The sequence below is a fragment of the uncultured Nostoc sp. genome, assembly GCF_964247315.1.
Classification (GTDB): domain Bacteria; phylum Cyanobacteriota; class Cyanobacteriia; order Cyanobacteriales; family Nostocaceae; genus Nostoc.
In genome coordinates this window covers 1-4,031 of record NZ_CAXTTT010000072.1, presented here as the reverse complement: position 1 = coordinate 4,031, position 4,031 = coordinate 1, and the positions used below count along the sequence as shown (strand labels likewise).

Annotated in this window: 4 protein-coding genes and 1 pseudogene; 3 read left to right on the top strand and 2 right to left on the bottom strand. The window is 39.5% G+C overall.

Annotated elements, in window-relative coordinates; translation table 11 throughout:
* Positions 1–57: 57 nt before the first annotated feature.
* A complete protein-coding gene (locus tag ACFE93_RS20800; RefSeq protein ID WP_375475848.1) occupies positions 58–1,083 on the top strand; it encodes an ABC transporter permease in 1,026 nt (341 codons plus the stop codon).
* A 16-nt stretch (positions 1,084–1,099) separates the two neighbouring features.
* Here ACFE93_RS20800 and ACFE93_RS20795 read toward each other — a convergent pair whose 3' ends face one another.
* Both ACFE93_RS20795 and ACFE93_RS20790 read right to left on the bottom strand, forming a co-directional pair.
* Complete coding sequence (locus tag ACFE93_RS20795; protein ID WP_375475785.1) at positions 1,100–1,705, bottom strand: hypothetical protein; 606 nt, start codon at positions 1,703–1,705, stop codon at positions 1,100–1,102.
* Positions 1,706–1,746: 41 nt separating this feature from the next.
* Positions 1,747–2,292 (bottom strand): hypothetical protein, encoded by a 546-nt coding sequence (locus ACFE93_RS20790; RefSeq protein ID WP_375475783.1) that lies wholly within the window; start codon positions 2,290–2,292, stop codon positions 1,747–1,749.
* Positions 2,293–2,483: 191 nt separating this feature from the next.
* On the opposite strand from ACFE93_RS20790, the gene ACFE93_RS20785 reads away from it, so the two are divergent.
* Together ACFE93_RS20785 and ACFE93_RS20780 are read left to right on the top strand one after the other, a co-directional pair.
* A complete protein-coding gene (locus tag ACFE93_RS20785; protein WP_375475781.1) occupies positions 2,484–3,554 on the top strand; it encodes an AAA family ATPase in 1,071 nt (356 codons plus the stop codon).
* A gap of 114 nt (positions 3,555–3,668) precedes the next feature.
* A pseudogene (locus ACFE93_RS20780) lies at positions 3,669–4,031 on the top strand (ATP-binding protein); the annotation flags it as partial.

The window sequence follows — 4,031 nt, the reverse complement described above, 5'->3', positions numbered from 1 at the left end:
AATTACGAATTACGAATTACGAATTACGAATTACGAATTACGAATTACGAATTACTTATGTCCCGTTCTAAAGCCTTACAATATTACATTGTTTCTCGGTTGCTTCTTGCGCCACTTCAGCTATTAACGATCATCACCATTGTATTTCTCTTACTAAGAGCAACACCAGGAGATCCAGCAGATGCAATTCTCGGTGGACGTGCGCCAGAAGCAGCTAAAGAAGAATTGCGAAAACAACTCGGTTTAAATCTTCCCCTGTGGCTACAGTACCTAAATTATTTGGGAAGCATACTGCACTTTGACTTGGGAACCTCTTTAATGAGTCGCGGACAAAATGTTTGGGACATAATTGGGCAATATTTCCCGGCGACGGTGGAGTTAGCAGTATGTAGTATGGCGGTTGCACTCATCGTCGGAATTGCGGTTGGGACTCTTTCGGCTTCCCGTCCGGGAACATATTTTGATGTTGGTGGGCGCTTATTTGGGATCATCACCTACGCACTTCCGATGTTTTGGGCGGGAATGCTTTTACAGTTGATTTTCTCAGTCCAACTCGGTTGGTTTCCCAATTCCAACCGCTTTCCCTCTAATCTGCCGGCTCCCACTCCTGTGACTGGATTGTATACAATTGATAGCCTACTCGGTGGAAATTTTAGCCAGTTTTTCGCATCTTTGCACCATCTTGCTTTACCAAGTCTCACACTAGGACTTTTGCTCAGTGGGATTTTTGAACGAATTGTGCGAGTGAATTTAAAGCAAACCTTGCAAGCAGATTATGTAGAAGCGGCTAGAGCTAGAGGTATTGGTGAAAATAAGATTTTAGCTTCCCACGCCTTAAAAAATGCTCTAATTCCAGTAATTACAGTCTTAGGATTAACCTTTGCGTCTCTGTTGGGTGGGGCGATTTTGACAGAGGTAACATTTTCTTGGCCTGGGTTAGCTAATCGATTGTATCAAGCGATCGCCGATCGCGATTATCCCACAGTCCAGGGAGTACTCGTATTTTTTGGTGCGATCGTTGTCAGCGCCAGCATTTTGATTGATATTTTAAATGCTTATGTAGATCCGCGAATTCGATATTAAGCTGTTGGACATTTTATTAAATTTCTTGAGAAATACCACTGGCTAAAATACCAAGAATTTTATTCACATCTTTGAGATAATATTCGCTTAAATCAATGCTCAATATTTGTTGTTCTAGTTTGAGGAATTGCCAAATACTGCCAGTTGTGACTGCTCCGTAAATTGTTTTAATCTCAGTTGCAGCTTGCTGATTAAAGATTTGGGCTGCTACCATTTCGGCTGCACACTGACCCAAACCGCCATTAATATTTTCTTTTTTAGCTTCTACAACTGTAATTACTGGTGCTGTCAAAATCAGAATTTCTGGAGATTTGGTAATAATAAAATCACAAGTGCCGTTTAATCCTTTGCTATTATCGACAGTGAAATCTACCCCAGAAAATAAACTAACTTGTTCGCGTAATTGTCGGCGTAAATCAACTAAAATTGGCGCAATAATTAACTCAGAACGCGCTTTTTCGCTATTACTACCTAAAGCAATATCTAGGTTATAATTGAGTGTTTCTACAAGTAAATTACTCGCTGTTAATTCAGGAGCAGTAGCGAAAATATCGCGTTTTTCTAATGTGGTTAAGCTAAATTCTTGTTTTGCTTTAGCTAAATTAAACTCGCTGTAAGCCATAAAACTATTACTTCCTTTAGCTTTTAAATAGAAGAGTGAAATTACTGTCCAACATCCAAGTTAAAGTAGAAACTACCGTCAACAATTCTGTTGCTACCAACATACTTGATAATGGGTATACTGACTTGGTGCTGTCCTGGTTCAAGCTTCCAAGTTTTTTGGAAGTTACCAATATTATGGCAAGCAGCATAAATCGGGAAGTTACTAGGAGTGAAAAATCCATTTTTATAACTCTCAACTCCATGTTTAAATAAATATCCTTTGATTTCTACTTTATTGAGTAGAGTTTGAGATGGTATGCAATAATTGAGGTTTGATAATCTTAGAGTATCTCCAGATTTGAGAAATAGGCGATCGCGATTTGTCACTTGCTGAAGTTCGTTGCTATTAACCTGCACTGTAAGATTAGCGACACAGACTTTATCGGCAATAACTTTGTCACATATTGCAGAGGTGGCGGTGACAAAAGGCTTTGGTTCTGAAGAAGATTTTTTATCCCGCTCAATTAATGCAGGCGCTACTGTAGCTAGTATGGCGCCGGTAGCAGCGATGAGAGCAAGTACAAGCTGTTGTCTAAAAGTTGCCATTTTTCAAACTCCTCAACTTTTTTTGGTATAACACCATCATCACTTGAGACATAAGCTCTATAGGTAGGCGCTAGTAGGGAGTTTGAGTGATTAAATTGTTATAAGGGAAAGTAGGCAAATGTAGGTTTGTAGGGTAAAGTATTACACTACTGACTGATTTTAACTTTGCTCTACCAATTCACTTACACCTAATGGACTCACAAGAAGGATTAGCATTCATTAATAAGCTACTTGCAAACGATAAGCAAGTCTTAAATGATTTAGAACAAAAGCTCTTTTTAGGGATGTGGGAAGGGAAGGAGTATACAGAGATTGTTAATGATGGCTCTTATAGTGCAGAACATGTGAGAGATGTGGGTGCAAAGTTATGCAAAAAGATTACACAACTTTTAGAAATACAAGTTAAAAAAAGAACTTTTAAAAATTCAATAATAGTAAGATATCAAAAGTATTCAGAACAAGCTTCATTTTCCCAAGAACCAATTGTAGAACCAAATAATCCACCACTAAGAAATGAATCACAGTTAGTTAATCTATTGCAGCAAAATCATAATCCTTTTATTCCACAACACGGCAGAATAGAAGACCCACAACAGTTCTTTGGCAGGGAACGTGAAATATCGCGGGTATTTGAAGTACTTAACAGTAATAGTAGTGTTGCCCTTATAGGAGAAGAAGGAATTGGCAAGTCATCTTTGTTATGGGTGATTTGCCAACAGGCAGAAAATTATTTACAGTTCCCACGTGATCCAGTTTTTTTAGATTTAAATAATGGAGTTTATGATGAAAATGAATTCTACATTGCTTTGTGTGATCGAATTGGTATTCCTAAAAGCAAAGGCTATAGCCTAACTCGCAATTTGCAAAAGAAAAAAGTACTATTAGCTATAGATAATTTAGGAAAGTTAATCGAAAACGGCTTTACTCGCCAAGTTAGGGATCAATTGCGCGGTTTAGCTGAAGGGCGTGATGCTTCTTTGCGGTTAATTTTAGCTGCTAGCGAACCTTTGGACAAGCTATTTAATGACAGTCAGAATAATGGCAAAACATCTCCACTGGCAGGTATTTGCCAAGAAGAACACATTCATCCTTGGGATGAAGCCACTATGCGTGCTTTTATTACCAACCGTTTGGCTAACACTTCAGTGAGTTTTATTGAAGACAAAATCATCCAACTCATCCAAGAAAGTGGGGGACATCCTCGCACACTGATGCAACTGTGCTATCGAAGTTATTCGCGGTATGTGGAGAGTGTGCGATGAGTGATACCCCTTTCACCTCTCCCTCAACCCCTTCCTTAGAAGGGAAGCAAGATTACTCCTACTCTCGCTTACTTTATAGGAAGGTAGCTGGGAAGGTTAGGTTCTTCACGGTTAATGATGGAGGCTGAATTGACCCCTGTACCCCGCCTAGACTTAGCACCCCAATTAAAGCGTCCTCTGTCTGTGTGGAATCCTTTAGATAATCTGCGCCTTTTGTACTGGGTATTTTTCTTTCCCCAGGCTTTGCGGTGGTATGTGGATAGATTCGGGGGTGGGTATATTTCTGAAAAGGAAATGAATTGGCAGAAGCAATGGGAGTTATTACGTCAAAATGTTATCCAACGTCAATTACTTTTCCAAGGATTGTTTTTAACAGTAATTACACCTGTAGCTATAGGTTTAGTTTTTCAGACTATAAATGTTCCCGTTAACTGGTTCGGTGTGGCGGGAGGCGTGGCGGGAGGCGTGGCAGTAGGC

What these genes read in the sequence shown, in the direction of transcription:
- ACFE93_RS20790 (WP_375475783.1), bottom strand. Translation starts at nt 2,292, where the DNA reads ATGGCAACTTTTAGACAACAGCTTGTACTTGCTCTCATCGCTGCTACC.
- ACFE93_RS20795 (WP_375475785.1), bottom strand. Translation starts at nt 1,705, where the DNA reads ATGGCTTACAGCGAGTTTAATTTAGCTAAAGCAAAACAAGAATTTAGC.
- ACFE93_RS20800 (WP_375475848.1), top strand. Translation starts at nt 58, where the DNA reads ATGTCCCGTTCTAAAGCCTTACAATATTACATTGTTTCTCGGTTGCTT.
- ACFE93_RS20785 (WP_375475781.1), top strand. Translation starts at nt 2,484, where the DNA reads ATGGACTCACAAGAAGGATTAGCATTCATTAATAAGCTACTTGCAAAC.